General features: G+C 71.4%; 11 protein-coding genes. 5 read left to right on the top strand and 6 right to left on the bottom strand.

Annotated elements, in window-relative coordinates; genetic code table 11:
* Positions 1–264: 264 nt before the first annotated feature.
* Positions 265–1,350, bottom strand: coding sequence for a M12 family metallopeptidase (locus tag KCH87_RS41310; RefSeq protein ID WP_210593066.1), 1,086 nt, complete (start codon positions 1,348–1,350; stop codon positions 265–267).
* Between the two features lie 97 nt (positions 1,351–1,447).
* Here KCH87_RS41310 and KCH87_RS41305 point away from each other — a divergent pair, with 97 nt between their 5' ends.
* Complete coding sequence (locus tag KCH87_RS41305) at positions 1,448–3,277, top strand: LuxR family transcriptional regulator (protein ID WP_210593065.1); 1,830 nt, start codon at positions 1,448–1,450, stop codon at positions 3,275–3,277.
* Between the two features lie 117 nt (positions 3,278–3,394).
* Here KCH87_RS41305 and KCH87_RS41300 read toward each other — a convergent pair whose 3' ends face one another.
* Complete coding sequence (locus KCH87_RS41300; RefSeq protein WP_210593064.1) at positions 3,395–5,998, bottom strand: CHAT domain-containing protein; 2,604 nt, start codon at positions 5,996–5,998, stop codon at positions 3,395–3,397.
* A 111-nt stretch (positions 5,999–6,109) separates the two neighbouring features.
* On the opposite strand from KCH87_RS41300, the gene KCH87_RS41295 reads away from it, so the two are divergent.
* Genes KCH87_RS41295 through KCH87_RS41285 form a run of 3 tightly spaced genes read left to right on the top strand, consistent with a single transcriptional unit; the run spans position 6,110 to position 8,669 of the window.
* Positions 6,110–7,537, top strand: a complete 1,428-nt coding sequence (locus tag KCH87_RS41295; RefSeq protein WP_210593063.1) for a S8/S53 family peptidase — start codon at positions 6,110–6,112, stop codon at positions 7,535–7,537.
* Positions 7,538–7,596: 59 nt separating this feature from the next.
* Entirely contained in the window at positions 7,597–8,172 is a 576-nt protein-coding gene (locus KCH87_RS41290) for a sigma-70 family RNA polymerase sigma factor (RefSeq protein ID WP_308299043.1), read from the top strand.
* Between the two features lie 5 nt (positions 8,173–8,177).
* Positions 8,178–8,669, top strand: a complete 492-nt coding sequence (locus tag KCH87_RS41285; protein ID WP_247197579.1) for a hypothetical protein — start codon at positions 8,178–8,180, stop codon at positions 8,667–8,669.
* A 36-nt stretch (positions 8,670–8,705) separates the two neighbouring features.
* On the opposite strand, the gene KCH87_RS41280 is transcribed toward KCH87_RS41285, so the two are convergent.
* The 3 genes from KCH87_RS41280 to KCH87_RS41270 all read right to left on the bottom strand — a co-directional run bounded on the left by KCH87_RS41280 (position 8,706) and on the right by KCH87_RS41270 (position 13,256).
* The gene (locus tag KCH87_RS41280; protein WP_210593060.1) at positions 8,706–9,926 is read right to left on the bottom strand and encodes a cytochrome P450; all 1,221 of its coding nucleotides are present in this window, start codon (positions 9,924–9,926) and stop codon (positions 8,706–8,708) included.
* Positions 9,927–9,983: 57 nt separating this feature from the next.
* The gene (locus tag KCH87_RS41275) at positions 9,984–10,775 is read right to left on the bottom strand and encodes an N-formylglutamate amidohydrolase (protein WP_210593059.1); all 792 of its coding nucleotides are present in this window, start codon (positions 10,773–10,775) and stop codon (positions 9,984–9,986) included.
* 261 nt (positions 10,776–11,036) lie between these two features.
* On the bottom strand, positions 11,037–13,256 hold the full coding sequence (locus KCH87_RS41270) for an NADP-dependent isocitrate dehydrogenase (RefSeq protein WP_210593058.1): 2,220 nt from the start codon (positions 13,254–13,256) through the stop codon (positions 11,037–11,039).
* Between the two features lie 207 nt (positions 13,257–13,463).
* Between KCH87_RS41270 and KCH87_RS41265 the strand changes: the two genes are divergently transcribed.
* Positions 13,464–15,008, top strand: a complete 1,545-nt coding sequence (locus tag KCH87_RS41265; RefSeq protein WP_210593057.1) for a M1 family metallopeptidase — start codon at positions 13,464–13,466, stop codon at positions 15,006–15,008.
* Between the two features lie 4 nt (positions 15,009–15,012).
* Here KCH87_RS41265 and KCH87_RS41260 read toward each other — a convergent pair whose 3' ends face one another.
* Positions 15,013–16,116 carry a mechanosensitive ion channel family protein gene (locus tag KCH87_RS41260; RefSeq protein ID WP_210593056.1) on the bottom strand — a complete coding sequence of 368 codons (1,104 nt, stop codon included), beginning with the start codon at positions 16,114–16,116 and terminating at the stop codon, positions 15,013–15,015.
* Positions 16,117–16,165: the final 49 nt, after the last annotated feature.

The raw sequence follows: 16,165 nt of genomic DNA, 5'->3' as shown, positions 1-16,165 counted from the left end.
GCCCGGTGAAGTCGGCTGGTTCGGAAGCGCCCCGAAGGGGCGCGGGACGTGTCACTATGCGGCTCCGCCGCGTGGGCGCGACCAGCCACAACGGACCCGAAGGCGATCGACGGCCCATCGCTGCACTTCCCGCGGAGCGCTTAGCCGTCGCCACTGACAATGGCGTGGTGGCGGGACGTCCCCCTCCCCCGAAGGTGGCGTCCCGCCACCGCTCCCCCGTGCCGGACAGTGGTCCGACCGGCCGTGGCGAGCGGTCATGTGCTGTCACCAGCACATGACCGCCGTATCCCCCGATCCCCACGTCGAGTGGAGTCGCACACGGACGAAATAGCGGCGGCCCTTGACGAGCCTGGCCGTGACGGCTGCGTTGTGCGGTGTGCCCCCGTCGTCCTGGCCCGAGAGGTAGCGGGGCTCGCCGTCCCGTTCCTCGAAGACCACGACGACGGTGTCGCTGTCACCGAAGGTGCCCACGCTGTACTCCCGGGTCTCCGGCGGCTCGACGGTGAAGTCGGCCTGCTCGCCGGGGCCGAGGCGCAGCGGCGCCGAACGGAAGGGCACCAGCGCGGCCGGCCGCGGCACCTCGGCCGACGGGTACCAGCGCAGGACGAACTCCTTGTCGGACGGGGAGAGCGTGCCGGGCGGGTTCAGGCCCGCGCGGTACTGCTCGGGCTCCAGGATCAGCCCGTCCGAGAACGGATACTCCATGATCGACTGCGGGTCCCAGACGGAGCCGTTGACCTCGTCCCGGTCGAGCTTGCGCAGGATGTTGAAGTGCGTCTTGTCGCGGCTCCAGAAGTTCGGCGGGCCCGCCAGATCGGCGTAGACGGCCTCGTCGTCCCAGTGGATACCGGCGAACGGGTTCTGGTGCTCGTGCAGCATGCCGAGCGCGTGCCCTACCTCGTGCAGGGCCGTCCCGCGCTCCGCGGGCGCGGTCAGGTCCCAGCCGAAGTTCATGGTCCGCTCACCCCGGCCGACCCGCAGGGCGTCCTTGCCGACGGTCGACCAGGAGCCGTCGCCGAGCTGAAACCCGATACGCAGCTCGGCCTCCGAGCGGTCGCCGACCTCCACGAAGTGAAGACCGACCCCCAGGTCCTGCCACTCCTGGAAGCACTCCCGCACGACGTCCTGCTGCTCCTTGGAACCGACCCACGACACCCGGCGGGTCTCCCCGGTTCCCGGTACGGAAAGGACGGATCCGTCGGTGTCGCCGTCGAAGAAGTAGTAGTGCAGCACGGTGCCGTTGACCCACATCTGGCGACCGCCGATGAGCGCACTGAGCCGCTCGGCGGTCAGCCCCGGTGCGAAGACGGGAGCCGACTGCTGCGCGAGGGAGCAGTAGCGTGCGGTCATGCGATCAGAGTGCCGTCCACCGACGCCGGGCGCCTGAGTCGGGAGCTACTCAAGTCCCTGTGTATCAAGCGTGAGTAACCCTGCTCTTGTTGATGTGATGACCTATGAACGCGACGCGAAGACCCTGGAACTGCCCTGGCCGTTCACCGGCCGGGAGAACGAACTGGAACTGATCCGCGGGACCTTGACCGCCGGCCGGCACGGCATCGTGGTGACGGGCCCGGCGGGCTGCGGCAAGACCCGGCTCGTCACGGAGGCGGTCCGCGGCACCGACTGCGCCAGGGCCGCCGGGACCCCCGAGACCAAGCACATCCCCTTCGCCGCGTTCGCGCATCTGCTGCCCGAGACGGTCACACTGCACAAGGCGGTCCAACTGCTGGGCACCGTACGGACGTTGCTGGTGGACGACGCGCATCTGCTCGACGACGCCTCGGCCGCCCTGGTCCACCAGCTGGCGGTCCAGGGCCGCACCCGGCTGCTGATCGTGGCCACGGACGGCGTCCCGGTGCCCGGCGCGGTGTCGCGGCTGTGGACCGGTGAGCTGCTGCCGCGCTTCGCCCTGGATCCGCTGCCGCGCGAGGAGACGGCCCAGCTGTCGGCCGCGGGCTCCGGCGGCCGGCTGGAGCCGCTCACCGCGAACCGGCTGCACCGACTGTGCCGTGGCGATCTGCGACTCCTGCGCGACCTGTCGGGCGCGCTGCGCGAGCGGGGGTTGCTCACCGGGATCCCGGGCTCGGACGAACGGGCCTGGCGCGGCCCGGTACCCCTGACCCCGACCGTGCGCGAACGGACGACTTCGGTCGTCGACCGCATCGACCCCGAGGAGCGCGAGACCCTTGAACTCCTCGCCTTCGCCGAGCCCCTGCCGCCGACCACCGACGACTTCGATCTGCGGGTGCTCGAACGCCTGGAGACCGACGGACTGATCGACATCGACGACCATGGCGCCGTCCGTCTCGCCCACCCCCTGCACGGCCCGGTGCTGCGGGCCGCGGCCGGCCGGCTCCGGGCCCGGAGGCTGGCCCGTACACCGGACCAGTGCGGACCGGCCCTCAAGGACGAAGCGGCCGACCTGGCACAGCTGATCGACGAGGCCGACGTACGAGAGCTGCGGGCACCCGTGGGGGAGTGGCTCGTCGAGGCGGGGGAGCCGGTCCCGGCCGAGTACGCGGCCGTACGCGCGCGTGCCGTGCGGCTGCGCGGCGAGTTGCGTGAGGCCGCGGCCTGGGCGCAGGAGGGCCTGCGGGAATCACCCGACGATCCCTCCTGCCTCCTCGAACTCGCCCTCGCCGCCGCCCAGTCGGGCGAGGTGACGACGGTGCACGAGATCCTGGCCGGACGTCCGGCCAAGGGTGAGGCGGCGACCTGGCTGGCGGCGGCACGCGGCGACTTCGACTCCGCCGTCCGGTCGATCGCCGGGGACAGCGTGTTCGCCCGGTACGACGCCGTCCGCCTCGGCGCTCCCGCACAGGCCGCCGCCCGGCTGCCGGTGGGCAGCGTCTTCGCCGCGCACGCGGACGCGCTCACCCGTGGCGACGGACCGGCCCTGGACCGGGCGGCCGGACGGCTCCAGGAACGCGGCTTCCTGCTCTTCGCGGCCGAGGCGCACGCCCAGGCCGCACGGGCCCACCGCGACCCACGTGCCGCCCGCACCTCCCGCACCCGTGCCGTCGCCCTGGCCCGACGCTGCCAGGGCGCCCACACCCCGGCCCTGTCCGGCCTGGTCCTCGGCGAACTCACCACCCGGCAACGCCAGATCGTCACCCTCGCGGCCGCAGGCCTCAGCAACCGCCAGATCGCCGAACAACTCACCCTGTCCATCCGCACAGTCGGCAACCACCTCTACAGCGCATACGCCCGACTGGGCGCGAGCGACCGAGCAGCCTTGCCGTGGCTGATGGAACAACCGGACGCGCAACCGGCGTGAGCCTGCTCTAAGCGCACTCATGAAGTCCGCCGCGGTAAAGCGCCCCGTAAGGGGCGCGGGGAACTGCGCGACCAGCCCCCACCGGCCCGCAGCCAACGAACCACGCAACCAACGGAGCTAAGCCGCTCCGAACGCTGAGAACGCCCAACCCGTAGCCTGATGCACCGCATCCCCCGGCAGGGCCGCGCGGGCATCGCGCAGGGCCTCGGCCAAGGACAGACCGACGCTCAGCCCCTTGTGCAGGGCAAGCATCAGCGGAACCACCGCGGCATCGTTGACGGGCGCGCTGCTCGCCAGGACACCCGCCGTCCCGAGCGGCAGCAACGCCGTGACGAGGCCGAGGAGTTCGTCGGCGCCGACCGACGCGAGCCGGGCGGTGTCGCAGCTGGAGAGGATGATCCGGTACGGGCTGCGGTCGAGGCGCTCGAAGTCGTGCACGATGAGCGGCCCGTCCGCCATCCGCAGCGACGAGAACAGCGGGCTGTCCGCGCGGAAGGTGCCGTGCGCGGCGATGTGGGCCAGCGCCGCGCCGTCGAGCTCCTCCAACACGCGCGGCACGCGCGCGTGGTCGTGTTCCAGGACTGTCGGCGCGCCGTAGCGGTCGGCCACTTCCGGCACTTCCGCGCCACCGGTCGCCAGCCCCGGGGCGCGCACCAGGACATGGCGGCCACCCGGCGGCGGCTCGGTCTCCCTCGCGCGCAGCCAGCTGCTCGCCGACGGCGACACGCTGAGCACCCGCTCCCGCAGCGACGGCAGCAGCGCCCACGGCACGCGGTGCAGCCGGCCCGGCGGCACCACCACGACCGGGCCGCAGCCCAGATGCGCGGCCGCCGGGCCGAGCAGCAGCTCCTCCAGCCGCCGCCCCGCCGCCTCCACCACCGGCAGCCTGCCCTCCGCCCCGGGATGCGCCAGCCGCCGCAGCCCGGCCTGCACATGCTCGGCCTCGACGACCGCGTCCGCGAGCAACCCGGCCTCGAACCGCCTGACCCGCCCCTGCCCGCACAGCAGCACATGGACGCGTCCGTCGAGCACCGCGAGTTCGACCAGCCGTACCTCACCGAGCCGCGCCAGCAGCCGGGCCGGGTCGAAGGGAGCCCCGTCACCGGGCGCGTCGCCGCGGATGTGCAGGGTGCGGGAGCGGATCTCCCGTTCCAGACGCCGCTGTTCCCGTTCCAGGGCGGGAACCGGACGGCCGTCCAGGCGTGCGTGTTCCGCGCGCGCGGCGATCTCTCGGTAGGCGGTGAGGCTTGTCTGAAGCGCCGGGTCGGCGGGCGGCCGGGTGGGCGGCGTGGACAGTGCGGTGGCCCGCCAGCGTTCGCTCCACACCAGCAGCTGGCGCGGCCCGCCGGAGACCAGACTCGCCTGCTGGGCCAGCGCGGCCAGCTCGGCGCCCTGCTCGGTGGCGCGGGCGCGCAACTCCGAGGCGCCGAGCGTCATCCGGTGGTCGTCGAGCACGTCGAGACCGCGCCGGCACGCCTCCAGGACCCGTCGGCCGGAACCGGCGGCCTTTGCACGCAGCGCCTGCGCCGCCCAGCCCGTCAGCCGGGCCAGCGGCGGCCCGCTGTGCCGGCTGCGCGCGGCGACGGTCAAGTGCCGTTCCGCGTCGGTCCGCCAGCCCAGCGCGAGCGCGATCCGGCCCGCGAGCAGCGACGCCTCGGGCGCGGCCGGCGCGCCGAACGCGGCCAGCCGGTCCGCCACCCCGGCCGCGTCCGCGACCAGCCGCCCCGAGGTGCGCCCGGCGGCGACGCGCGCCTCGATCAGCACCAGCCGGGCGTGCGTCTCCCACCAGGTGCGCCGCTGCGCCGCGAACAGCCGTACGGCGAGATCCGCGCGGGCGATCGCGGTCTGCGGGTCGCCCGCGAGACGCGCCGCACGGGCGGCGGCCAGCAGCAGCTCCGCCTTGCGGGTGGACTGTCCGCCGATGCCGTCGAGCACTCCTATGGCCGTGTCGGCCTCGGCGAGCGCCTCGGGAGCGAGCCCGGCCGCCATCAGCACCTCGCAGCGCCGGATGTTGAGCATGAACGTCGGCGTGCCGAGCTTGGCGTACCGCTCCTCGGCCTCGTCGAGGAGCCGCAGCGCGGCAGGTACGTCCCCCGACCGGAACGCGGCGAGCCCCCGGCTCTCCACCGCGTCCGCCTTGTCGTGCTCCTGGCCGGTGGTGTCCCACAGCGCCTCAGCGGCGGTGAAGTCGGCCTCGGCCCGCTCCACCGCTCCCAGCGCCAGATGCACGGTGGCCCGCAGCGTCAGCGCCCGCGCCGTCCAGATGACGTCATCGGCCTGCCGCAGCACGGGAATGGCCCGGCGTACGTCCTCCAGCGCCTCCCGGTGATGGCCCAGCACCCACCAGACATAGGCCCGGCGGTACAGGACACGCGCCCGGGTGAGTCCCGTACCGCGTGCGACACCCCGCTCGAACGCCTCCAGGCCCTGCCGGGTGCTGCCCGCGTGGACCAGCGCCACGCCGAGAGTGCCCAGGACATCCGCCTCCCGGTCGGCCGACTCGGCGCGTGCCGCCAGGTCGCGGGCGCGCCGCAGATGCCGCAGGGCGATCCGCAGGTCGCCGAAGTCCCGCTGCCAGATGCCGATCACCTGATGGGCGACACTGGCGTGCAGCGGTGAGGGATCGTCGGCGAGCACCTGTTCCGCCCGCGCCAGAGCCTCTTTCGGTGAGGCGAACACCATCGGCAGCAGTTCGAGAACCGAGTCGCTTCCCGCTGTCACCCAAAGGATGGTAGTAGCCGCAGGTACACGCCACACGGGTTTGTTGCTGTATCAAGCGACGGCTCACTGACTCTGACTGACGACCGAAGCCTCAGTGGGAGGGGACACGCGATGGCACCTCAGCGATTCCATGAGCAGTTCGACCAGATCCAGCGTTCCATGCCCGACGTGCCGCTGGCGATGGGGCCGGACGACTCCGCCGAGTTCTTCTACGAGAAGGGCGTCGTCCTTGCCCGCGACGGCGAGGAGGCACGGGTCGTCGAGGAGGCCGTGCGCACGCACTTCACCGAGTTCACCGGCCTCACCTCGGACCGGGTGCGCCGGGCGGGCCCGGAGACCAACCGCTCGGGCATCACCCGTATCCAGGTCGGCGACCCCGGCCACGGCGACCGCACCGGTGACCGTGCGGTCGCGGGCGCCCTGCGCGCCCTGCGGGAGACAGAGGGCCGCGCCCGACGCCGGCTGGTCAGCCGCAACCACGTGGTGTCCACGACGGTCAACGCCTGCAACCCGGCGGAGCCCGTTCCCGCGCTGCTCACGCAGACGCCCAACCCGGCTCCGGCAGAGGCGAGGCACGACCCCGACACGGCCGTCGGCGTCCTGGTCATCGACACCGGCCTGGTGCACGACTACCGCTCCTACCCCCTCATGGCGCATGTGCAGGGGGACGCCCAGATCAAGGAGTGCGACGACAACGGAATCCTCCAGCAGTACGTCGGACACGGCACGTTCATCGCCGGACTCGTCGCGGCCCTCTCGCCCAACACGGACATCGACGTCAGCAACACACTGAACGACGCGGGCGCCATCCTGGAGTCCGAGTTCGGCGAGAAGCTCTTCGACGCCGTCGACCGGCACGGCTGGCCCGACATCATCAGCCTCTCCGCGGGCACACCGAACGGCAGCGCCGACGGACTGCTCGGCGTGGAGAACTTCATGCAGGCGCTGCGCGCCCAGCCCCGCACCCTCCTCGTCGCGGCCGCCGGCAACAACGCCAGCGCCACACCCTTCTGGCCCGCTGCCTACGCAGACCTGCCCGACTACGCGAACGTCGTGCTGTCGGTCGGCGCACTGCGCAGCGACGGTGAGTTCGGCGCCTGTTTCACCAACCACGGCTCCTGGGTGAAGGTCTACGCCCCCGGCGAGCAGCTGACGAGCCCTCTCATCGGCTTCGACGCTCCCGTCCCGTACGTGTACCAGCACACCACGTACGACGCCTGCCGGTTCGGCTTCTCCTACCTGTGCACCTGCCAACACCCCAGCCACACCGGTGTGTTGACCTCCGATTCGGTCAAGCCCGACCAGGTGATGTTCGAAGGGTTCGCGCACTGGAGCGGGACCTCGTTCGCCACCCCCGTCGCCGCCGGTCTGGTCGCCGCGCACATGACCGCGCACAAGGAGTCCGACGCTCGCGCCGCCCGGCAGCAACTCCTCACGGCGAACACCGAGTTCGCGGAGGTGCGCGGGGCGCAGGTACCGGCGCTGCGCCCGAGCACCTGGCGCGCGGTGCCGGTCGTGCAGCGCTCCGTAGGCGCATGAGGGCCGGAGTCGCCCCTTCCACGGCGTACGATGACATGCCGTACACGAGGGGTGGGGCCGTGGACCGTGCAGATGTCGGCGCGCTCGTCCAGTCCGCTGTGGACGGCGACGCGGCGGCCTGGAAAGCGCTGGTGGAAGGGCTGAGCCCGCTGGTCTGGTCCGTTGTGCGCGCCCATCGGCTCTCCGATGCCGACGCGCACGAGGTGTACCAGACGGTGTGGTTCCGCTTCGCCCAGCACCTCGGACGTATCCGAGAGCCCCAGAAGGCAGGGGCGTGGCTGGCCAGCACCGCACGGCACGAGTGCCTGAAGGTGCTGAAGAGCTTAAGGCGGCTGACTCCGACGGACGATGCCCAGCTGCTGGACCGGGTCAGCGAGGACCGTACGCCCGAGCAGTACCTGATCGACTCCGAGGAGGCGGCCGCGCAGACCGAGCGCATCCGGCGGCTGTGGGAGGAGTTCGAGGAACTCGGGGACCGCTGCCGACAGTTGCTGCGGGTGCTGATGGCCACGCCGCCGCCCAGCTACCAGGAAGTGTCCGCCGCACTGGGCATCGCCGTGGGCAGTATCGGGCCGTTGCGCCAGCGCTGTCTGCGACGCCTGAGGGCCCGACTCGACGCACGGGAAGCGCTGTGAACGAGATGAACGACGATGAGCTCTTCGCCGACGAGGTGTGGACCGAGGGGCGGGACGAGGACGTGACCGACGGCCTGCTGGACGAGCTCCGTCAGGCCGCCGCCATCCTCGACCCGGTCCCGGCGGAACTGCGGCGCGTCGCCGTCGAGGCCTATGCGCTGCGCGACCTCGACGCCCGGCTGGCCGAGCTGACGTTCGACTCGCTGGTCGACGCGATCCCGGTCAGAGGGGTCACGGACGCGCCGCGGATGCTGACCTTCCGCTCGGGGGACGTGACCGTCGACGTCGAGGTGTCCGGGCACGGTCTGTTGGGTCAGGTGCTGCCGCCGCAGCCGGCGAGCATCGAGGTGCTCGGTGGACCGCAGCTGGCCTCTCGTACCACGCTCACGGCCGACGACATGGGCCGCTTCACCTCCGACGCGCCTCCGGCCGGCCCGTTCGCGCTGCGGCTGCGGACCGGCGGGGAGGTCGTGGTCACGGAGTGGCTGCGGGCCTGACGCACCCGGGGCCATACGTGCCTCGGGTCGCCTGACTCACCATGCGCACGGCAGGGTCTGCGGCCCGCGGATCATCGTCTTCCGTCGCCAGACGACCTGGTCGGCGGGGACGGCGAGCCGCAGCCCCGGCAGCCGTTCCAGCAGCGTGCCGATGAGCAGTTCCGTCTGTAGCCGGGCGAGGACGGCACCGGTGCAGTAGTGCGACCCGTTGCCGAAGGCCATGTGCGGGTTGGGGGCACGGTCGAGGTCGATCCGGTCCGGCTCGGGGAAGACCTCCGGGTCACGGTTGGCGGCCAGATAGGAGACGTAGACGGCGTCGCCGGTGACGATGCGCTGCCCGCGCAGTTCGACGTCCTCCAGGGCGATCCGGGCCAGGCCGACCGAGGAGCGGTGCGGGATGTAGCGCAGCAACTCGTCCAGGGCGGCGTCCCGTACCTCTGGCCGGTTGCGCACCCCCTCCATCAGCTCGGGCCGGGTGAGCAGCAGGTACAGCATCTGGCCGCAGTTGTGGGTGACGGCCTCGCCGCCGATCTGGAGTGGACCGGCGAGGCCCACCGCCTCCGTCTCGCTGATCTCGTCGCGCCCGACAGCGGCGCCCAGCATGGAGTACACGTCGTCGCCCCCGCTGCCACCACCGCGGATCGTCTCCGTGATCCAGGTGTACATGCCGTTCTTCGCACGCTCGGCGGCCTCGGCGCCGCCGGACGTGGAGATGATCTGCCGCGTCCAGGCGTGCACCTGCTCCCGGTCGGCGGCGGGCACGCCCATGACCTCGCTGACCAGGTTGATCGGGAAGGGCTCGAGTACCCGCTCGATGAGGTCCGCTGGAGGTCCGTCCCGTACGACGCCGTCCACCAGGCCGTCGAGCATCTCCTGCGCCCGGGGCCGCAGCCGCTTCATCGCGCCCACGGTGAACGCACCGGCGACGGCCTTGCGCAGCCGGTTGTGGTCGGGCTGGTCGGCGAAGGCGAGCGAACCAGGTCTCGGCTTGAAGTGCGGTGCCATTCGGGTCACTTGACGTTGCGTCACCTCGGCGCGGCCGAACCGCGGATCGTTGGTGATCATCTTCACGTCGTCGTAGCGGGTGGCCAGCCACGCCCACCCCTCGCCGTGCGGCAGCCGGATCCGGGTCAGCGGGCCCTCGCGCATGAGGTCCGCGAGAAACGGGTCGAACTCCGTTCCGTCCAGGTCGAGCGCGGGCCAGTCCCGTACCGGCGGTGGGGCCTGGTCGGTCAGCGTGGTGGTCTCCTCGGTCATGCCCCCACCCTCACCGCCCCCGGCCCGGCTGTCGCGCGGGAGTGCTCCAGCCGGAGGTCAGCGCGGCAGGGCGTCGACCAGCCGGGCCAGCGCCGAGGCGAGCCGGGACAGTCCGAGCCCGGCGGGCCCGCCCGGCTCGGTCATGTAGGTGTCCCGGCGGATCTCCACCATCAGGGCGCTCACCCGCGGCTCGGTCCGATAGAACTCCAGCGGCACATACGTACCGCTGAACGGGCTGTCGACCCCCGTCTCCCCGAATGCCTCCCGCGCGGCCGCCAACAGCCCGGGCGGGGTGTGAAAGGAGTCGGTGCCCAGACAGACCGGCGGCCGTGGGCCCGCGCCGTGCAGTTCGTACGGCAGCGCGGCGCTGGGATAGGAGTGCACGTCGACGATCACGGCCCGGCCGGTCGCGGCGAGCCGATCCGCCACCGCGTCCGTCATGGCCTTCGCGTACGGCCGGAAGCAGCGGTCGATCAAGGGCTCGGGGTCGGTGTCCGCGGGCCGCAGCACGCCCCGGTGCGTGGTCCCCGTGTACACCGCGCCCATCCCCACGGTGAGCATCTCCTCCCGCTCGTCCGGAAACCGCTCCGGGTCGACGACCAGCCGGGAGAGCCGGTTGACGAACCGCCAGGGGGTGACCGCGGACAACTCGGCCGCCGAGTCGGCGAGTTCAGCCGTATGCGCGTCGGTGATGTGGTCGAGCTCCCGCTCCAGTGCCTCGTCGTTCAGCACGATGCCGGAGCGCACGTCAGGCGGTATGTCCCGCGCCCCGTGCGGCACATGGAGGATCGCCGGGGAGTCTCCGGCGCCGGGCAGCAGTTCGAAGGAGGGCGGTGAGTGGCGGGACATCGGGAGACTCCTCACAAGACGCGGGCAAGCGTGGCGCCTGGCGCGGCGCCCACCCGGCAGGCTGCGGGCTGGCTCTGCCCAGCTGCGGGCATGCGTGCCGCCTGGGGCGGCACGGGTGGGCGCAGGCGGCACCTCGTAAGCGCCGGGCTGCGTGACCCACCCCCGGGCACCCCGCACGGCCCGGCGATGAAACGCGGCTCCGCCCCGGCCGGGCAACGCCGGCCGGGGCGGAACACACGAGCGGGCCGCGAGGCCCCCGCGTCAGCTCAGCGACGCGAGCGTCTCGTTCCACGTGGCGGACGGGCGCATGACCGCGGCGGCCTTCGCCGGGTCGGGCTGGTAGTAGCCGCCGATGTCGGCCGGCTTGCCCTGGACGGCGATCAGCTCGTCGACGATCTTCTGCTCGTTCGCGGCGAGCGTCTCGGCGAGCGGTGCGAAGGCCTTGGCCAGCTCCGCGTCGTCGGTCTGCTGGGCCAGCTCCTGCGCCCAGTACAGGGACAGGAAGAAGTGGCTGCCGCGGTTGTCGATGCCACCGACGCGACGGGTCGGGGACTTGTCCTCGTTGAGGAAGGTCGCCGTGGCGCGGTCGAGGGTGTCGGCGAGGACCTTGGCGCGGGCGTTGCCGGTGAACTCGGCGTACTGCTCGAGGGACGGCACCAGCGCGAAGAACTCACCGAGGGAGTCCCAGCGCAGGTAGTTCTCCTTGACCAGCTGCTGGACGTGCTTCGGCGCGGAGCCGCCGGCGCCCGTCTCGAACAGACCGCCGCCCGCCATCAGCGGCACGACAGACAGCATCTTGGCGCTGGTGCCCAGCTCCAGGATCGGGAACAGGTCGGTGAGGTAGTCACGCAGCACGTTGCCGGTCACCGAGATGGTGTTCTCACCGCGGCGGATGCGCTCCACCGACAGCTTGGTGGCGTCGACCGGCGCGAGGACGCGGATGTCCAGGCCCTCCGTGTCGTGCTCCGGCAGGTAGGCCTCGACCTTGGCGATCAGGTTGGCGTCGTGCGCGCGGGTCTCGTCCAGCCAGAACACCGCCGGGTCGCCGGTGGCGCGGGCGCGGGTGACGGCCAGCTTCACCCAGTCCTTGATCGGGGCGTCCTTGGTCTGGCAGGCGCGGAAGATGTCACCGGCGGAGACGGTCTGCTCCAGGACGGCGTCGCCGCTCTGGTCGACCAGGCGGACGGTGCCCGTGGTCTGGATCTCGAACGTCTTGTCGTGGCTGCCGTACTCCTCGGCCTTCTGCGCCATGAGGCCGACGTTCGGGACCGAGCCCATGGTCGACGGGTCGTAGGCGCCGTTGGCGCGGCAGTCGTCGAGCACGGCCTGGTAGACGCCGGAGTACGAGGAGTCCGGCAGCACCGCCAGGGTGTCGGCCTCCTGGCCGTCCGGGCCCCACATGTGGCCGGAGGTGCGGATCATGGCCGGCATGGAGGCGTCGACGATCACGTCGGAGGGGACATGCAGGTTGGTGATGCCCTTGTCGGAGTCGACCATCGCCAGCTCCGGGCCCTCGGCGAGCTCGGCGTCGAAGGAGGCCTTGATCGCGGCGCCCTCGGGCAGGCCCTCCAGGCCCTTGTAGATGCCGCCCAGACCGTCGTTCGGGGTCAGACCGGCGGCGGCGAGCTTGTCTCCGTACTGCGCGAACGTCTTCGGGAAGAAGGCGCGCACCACGTGGCCGAAGACGATCGGGTCGGAGACCTTCATCATCGTCGCCTTGAGGTGCACGGAGAACAGCACGCCCTCCGCCTTGGCCCTGGCGACCTGCGCGGTCAGGAACTCGCGCAGCGCGGCGACGCGCATCACGGAGGCGTCGACGACCTCGCCGGCGAGGACCGGTACGGACTCCCGCAGGACCGTGGTGGAGCCGTCGTCGCCCTTGAGCTCGATTCGGAGCGACCCGGCCTCGGAGATCACGACGGACTTCTCGGTGGACCGGAAGTCGTCCACGCCCATCGTCGCCACGTTCGTCTTGGAGTCGGAGCTCCAGGCGCCCATGCGGTGCGGGTGGGTCTTGGCGTAGTTCTTGACCGAGGCGGGGGCGCGGCGGTCGGAGTTGCCCTCACGCAGGACCGGGTTGACCGCGGAGCCCTTGATCTTGTCGTAGCGGGCCTGGATCTCCCGCTCCTCGTCGGTCTTCGGGTCGTCCGGGTAGGCCGGCAGTGCGTAGCCCTGGCCCTGTAGTTCGGCGACCGCGGCCTTGAGCTGCGGGATGGACGCCGAGACGTTCGGCAGCTTGATGATGTTGGCCTCGGGCGTCTTGGCCAGCTCGCCCAGTTCGTGCAGGGCGTCCGGGATGCGCTGGTCCTCGGTGAGGTACTCCGGGAACACCGCGATGATGCGGCCCGCCAGCGAGATGTCCCGCGTCTCCACGGCGACACCCGCCTGCGAGGCGTACGCCCGGACCACCGGCAGGAAGGAATACGTTGCCAGGGCCGGGGCCTCGTCAGTGTGCGTATAGATGATGGTCGAGTCAGTCACCGGGTGCTCCGCTCCACGTCTGCAACATTGCTCGACATCAAGATATCTCCTGATCGACCCGGGCTCGACAGGGGTCCTCGCACGGTTTCGCGAATCCTGTGCATCTTCTGAGAGATCTCAAGCGTCTGATCTTGTGGTCATGCACCTTGATCCCACTTCATCCGACGGCCGGACCTGACCACCCGGCCGCCCGAGCGAAAGCGGACCATGAGATATCGCACCAGAGTGACGGCCCCGGCTGCCCTGATCGGCACCGCCGCTGCACTGTCCGTGGGCTCCCCGGCGCACGCGGCCAAGGCGACCGCCACCCAGAACGGCACCCCCGGCCCGGAGACCCTGGGGGATCCCGTCTACCCGAGCCTCGGCAGCGACGGCTACCGCGTATCGGCCTACCACCTCGACCTCGCGTACGACGCCACGACCAAGCTCGTCGACGCCACGGCCACCCTGAAGATCACCACCACCCAGGAGTTGACCCGCTTCTCCCTGGACGCCCTCGGCCTGGACATACACACCGTCACGGTGGCCGGCCGCGCGGCCGTGTTTGAGCAGGCCGACGAGAAGCTGCGGATCACGCCCGCCCGGTGCCTGCCCGCGGGCAAGAAGGTCACCGTCGTCGTGACGTACACGGCGGACCCGCGCCGCACCCTCGCGCACACCGCCTGGGTCCCCACCCCGGACGGCTTCGCGGTGTGCCCCCAGCCGAACTCGGCGCACACCGTCTTCCCGTGCAACGACCACCCGATGGGCAAGGCGGACTTCACCTTCCGTATCACCGTCCCGGCGGGCCTGCGCGGCGTCGCGAGCGGTCGCCTCGTGAGCACCGAGAACCTCGCCGACGGCCGGACCGCGTACACCTACCGCTCCAGGGAGCCGATCGCCACCGAGATCGTGCAGATCACGGTCGGCGACTACGTGGTCAAGGACCGGCCCGGCCCGCACGGACTCCCGCTCCGGGACGTCGTACCGACCGCCCGCGCCACCGCCCTGGAGCCGGCGCTCGCCCTCACGCCGAACCTGGTGAGCTGGATCGAGCAGCGGCTCGGGGCGTACCCGTTCGAGACGTACGGCCTGCTGCCCTGCAACTCCGACGACCCGAACGCCTTCGACTTCACCGGCCTGGAGACCCAGACCCTCACCCTGTACAAGCCGAACTACCTCCTCCAGGAGGAGTCCAAGATCGGCTCGCACATGATGCACGAGCTGGTCCACTCCTACTTCGGCAACCTGGTCTCACCGGCCACCTGGGCGGACCTGTGGATCAACGAGGGCCACGCCGACTTCTACGGGCTGCTCTACCGCTACGAGCGCGGCTGGCCGGACTCCATCGGCTTGACCACGATGGAGGCCCGGATGAAGAACACCTACGCGCGGGGCGACCAGTGGCGCCGTGACTCGGGCCCGGTCGCGGCCCCGAACGCGGTGAACCTCTTCGACAGCCAGCGCTACCTCGGCGGCGTCCTCGTGCTCTACGCCCTGCGCAACGAGATCGGCGAGACGGTGTTCAACGCCGTGGAGCGAGCCTTCCTGGACCGCTTCCGCAACTCCTCGGCGTCCACGGACGACTACATCGCCGTCGCCTCGGAGGTCTCGGGCCGCGACCTGTCCGGCTTCCTGCGGGACTGGCTCTACGGCACGAAGACCCCGCGGATGCCCGGCCACCCGGACTGGACCGTGACCCCGCCGAGCTCGGCACTGCGGCAGCCGGAGAGCCGGACGGACGGGCACCACGACAACTCGGCCACCCTGTAGGGAATCAGTCGAGCCGGGTGGAGGGGACCTTGCCCGGCTCGACCTCGATCTCCGCCCCGCGCTGCTCCGGAATCGACACCGAGCCCTGCTGAAGTGCCACCGTGCGGACCGGGGAGGGGATGCGGATGCCTTCCTCGCGGTAGCGCCTGTGCAGGCGCTTGATGAACTCGTGCTTGATGCGGAACTGGTCGCTGAACTCGCCGACGCCCAGGATGATCGTGAAGCCGATCCGCGAGTCGCCGAAGGTGTGGAAGCGCACCGCCGGCTCATGGTCCGGCATGGCGCCGGTGATCTCGGTCATCACCTCGGCGATCACCTCCATGGTGACCCGCTCCACGTGCTCCAGGTCACTGTCGTAGGCGACGCCCGCCTGGAGCAGGATGGTGAGGTCCTGTTCGGGGCGGTTGTAGTTGGTCATGTTCGTCCCCGCCAGCTGGCCGTTGGGGATGATGACCAGGTTGTTGGAGAGGTTGCGGACGGTGGTCTGCCGCCAGTTGATGTCGGTGACATAGCCTTCCTCGCCGCTGCTCAGCCGGATGTAGTCGCCGGGCTGGACGGTCTTCGAGGCGAGGATGTGGATGCCCGCGAAGAGGTTGGCGAGGGTGTCCTGAAGAGCAAGGGCGACCGCGAGACCACCGACACCGAGGGCGGTGAGCAGCGGGGCTATGGAGATGCCCAGCGTCTGAAGCACCACCAGGCAGCCGATCGCCAGGACCACGACCCGGGTGATGTTGACGAAGATCGTCGCGGACCCGGCGACCCCGGAACGGGACTGGGTGACCGTGCGGATCAGACCGGCGATCATCCGGGCCGCAGCGATCGTCACGACGAGGATGAGCAGGACGGTCAGGCCCTGGTTGACGTTGTGGTGAACCGTCCTGGTGAGCGGCAGCGCCGCGCCCGCGGCTGCCGCGCCGGCCACTGTCGCGGCCCAGGGCACCACGGTCCGCAGCGCGGCGACGATGACCTCGTCGCCCGTCCAGCGGGTGCGGTCCGCGTGCTTGCCCACCCAGCGCAGCAGCATGCGCAGCAGGAACGCCGCCAGCAGGCCCACGGCCAGGGCGATTCCGGCGATCACCAGGTCGTGCATGGTGAGTTCGCGGTTCACCGGTCACCTCCGGGGAGAAGATCCGCGGGGAGAACCCTCGCCGACGGCC

The organism is Streptomyces sp. GESEQ-35 (genome assembly GCF_017948485.1).
Lineage (GTDB): Bacteria > Actinomycetota > Actinomycetes > Streptomycetales > Streptomycetaceae > Streptomyces.
This window is presented reverse-complemented; position numbering and strand designations above follow the sequence as displayed.

Coding starts and splice junctions, on each gene's coding strand:
- KCH87_RS41310 (WP_210593066.1), bottom strand. CDS start 1,350: ATGACCGCACGCTACTGCTCCCTCGCGCAGCAGTCGGCTCCCGTCTTC.
- KCH87_RS41305 (WP_210593065.1), top strand. CDS start 1,448: ATGACCTATGAACGCGACGCGAAGACCCTGGAACTGCCCTGGCCGTTC.
- KCH87_RS41295 (WP_210593063.1), top strand. CDS start 6,110: ATGGCACCTCAGCGATTCCATGAGCAGTTCGACCAGATCCAGCGTTCC.
- KCH87_RS41285 (WP_247197579.1), top strand. CDS start 8,178: ATGAACGACGATGAGCTCTTCGCCGACGAGGTGTGGACCGAGGGGCGG.
- KCH87_RS41280 (WP_210593060.1), bottom strand. CDS start 9,926: ATGACCGAGGAGACCACCACGCTGACCGACCAGGCCCCACCGCCGGTA.
- KCH87_RS41275 (WP_210593059.1), bottom strand. CDS start 10,775: ATGTCCCGCCACTCACCGCCCTCCTTCGAACTGCTGCCCGGCGCCGGA.
- KCH87_RS41265 (WP_210593057.1), top strand. CDS start 13,464: ATGAGATATCGCACCAGAGTGACGGCCCCGGCTGCCCTGATCGGCACC.